This window comes from Paracoccus sp. PAMC 22219 (assembly GCF_000787695.1).
GTDB lineage: Bacteria > Pseudomonadota > Alphaproteobacteria > Rhodobacterales > Rhodobacteraceae > Paracoccus.
This window is the reverse complement of sequence record NZ_BBPH01000212.1, coordinates 1-1,907: the sequence shown is the minus strand read 5'-3', so window position 1 is coordinate 1,907 and position 1,907 is coordinate 1. Positions and strand designations below refer to the sequence as shown.

Sequence of the window (1,907 nt, the reverse complement as noted above, 5' to 3'; positions counted from 1 at the left end):
GCGAGGCCGAGGCGGCCCGCGCCGGCGTCCTCGCCCGGATCGACGGGATCCGCAGCGCCGCGGTGATGCGCCCCGAGGACCGGCCCCTGCGGCACATGGCGTTGATCTGCTACCTGCTGATGCAGGCCGCACGAATGCCGAGTTCCGCGAGGCCCGGCAGGTCCTGGACCAGGCGCCTGGTCTCTTCACCTGCCCGGGTCATGGCGCCGTGGCCTGGCGGTGCCGGCAGATGCTGCGCAGCATGCGCGTGGCGGTCGGGGAGATGGCCTCCCTGCCCTGCCATTTCGATCCCGTTGAGATCGAGCCGGAGACGGCCTCGCTCGCGACGCCGGTCCCGGCCTGACCCTTCCCCCTTCCTGACCGGCGCTGCCGCCTGCTACGACCCCGCCATTCCGGGGTGGTCCGATGCTGCACGCGCGCGCGTCCTGCACATTCCTCGCGCGGACGGGTCGCGCGAGGGCGGGTTTTCCCTATCTCAGCATCTGGAGGCATCCATGCCCCGCAAACCCCGTTCCGCCGCATCCGACCCGGCGACGATCTCGTCCTGCCCGACCGCCGATCCTGCGGCTCCCGCCGACCCGGGCACCCCGGGCACTCTCCTCGTGGACGGGACGCCCCTGGCTGTCCATCCCGGCCCCCTCTCCCCCGGCTGGATCGCCGCCGCCGAGGCCAAGGGCTTCGACATCGCCGGCCGGGTCATCGACCGGCTGCACCTGGCGCTGCGCTGCCGGACCTGCGGGCGTGTCTTCACCTGCCGGATCTTCACGCTGATGGCGGGCCGTCCGATCTGCCATGCCTGCCTGGAGGCCCGCCGGGCGGAGACTGCGGCCCGCGCGGCGCTGGTCTACCTGGGCCGCGACCCGGAGGAGACCGCCTACGGGCTCTACCGCGCCCGCTGCGGCCACGTCCAGCGCCGCCAGTTCGACTATGTCCGCCGGATGGCCGAGGGCACCGCGGGTCTGCGCTGCGAGACCTGCTTTGCCGCGGAAGAGGCAGCCATCGCCGCGCGGCGCGGCTGGACGCGGATCGGCCCGGACCCCGAGCGCAATCCGAACTACCATCTCTACCACCATGCCTGCGGGGCCGAGCGCCGCATCGCCCGGGCGAACCTCTTCTGGGGGCAGGTCGACTGCCCGGGCTGCAGCAAGGGCTGGAGCGCGCGGGAGAGCCGCATCTACCTGCTGGACCTGCGCCATGGGGATCGCCACTTCCTGAAGCTGGGCTACTCCGCTCATCCGGAGAAGCGGCACCGCCATCAGCTGGGCCTGCCTACCGAGGCCCGCGTGCGGGTCCTGCGCGAGCTGGTGGTGCCCACCGGGGCCGCGGCCTGCGCGGCCGAGCAGCGGATGCATGGCGATCTGCGGCGGGGCTTTCCGGAAGCGGTCGTCCCGCGGGGGGAGTTCGCCGACATGCTCAACGTCACCCGCGAGATCTACCGCCCCGCGCTCCGGGCCGAGATCGAGGCCCGGCTGGACGCGCTGGCCGTGACGCTGGAGGCGTCTGATCCGACCGCACCCGACCCGACCGCGGCGGACGAGACCCCGCCCGAGGACCCCGGGACCGACGCACCGTCCGGCCGCTGAGCCCCGGCTTTCTTTCCTGAACCCGTCGCGGGGCGCGCACGCTCGCACAGGCTCGTGCCGGCGCCGCCCCGTCCCTTTCCCCCGATCACGGGAGGTCCCGCCATGTCCGATTGGCTGACCCGCTTCCACACCGCCGCCCGCCGCATCGATGCGGCACCCCTGCCTCCGCCCGAGATGCCCGACGCCGTCTTCGACGCCCTGGTCGAGGGGCGCATCGGCGAGATCGACGATCTCGAGACCATGACGCCGCTAGACGAGGAGATCTCGTTTGCCGGGACCCGCCAGCCCCTCGCGCAGCGCCCGCTGATGGCGCTGGCGCTGGCG

The 1,907-nt window shown here is 73.4% G+C and carries 2 protein-coding genes; both read left to right on the top strand.

Annotated elements, in window-relative coordinates; genetic code table 11:
• The first annotated feature begins 494 nt into the window (after positions 1–494).
• Positions 495–1,583: a hypothetical protein gene (locus tag TY51_RS22905; protein WP_197054837.1), complete on the top strand. Its 1,089-nt coding sequence runs from the start codon at positions 495–497 to the stop codon at positions 1,581–1,583.
• A 102-nt stretch (positions 1,584–1,685) separates the two neighbouring features.
• Positions 1,686–1,907, top strand: a 222-nt coding sequence (locus TY51_RS18745) for a hypothetical protein (protein ID WP_042252669.1), incomplete at its 3' end; no start/stop codon positions are given.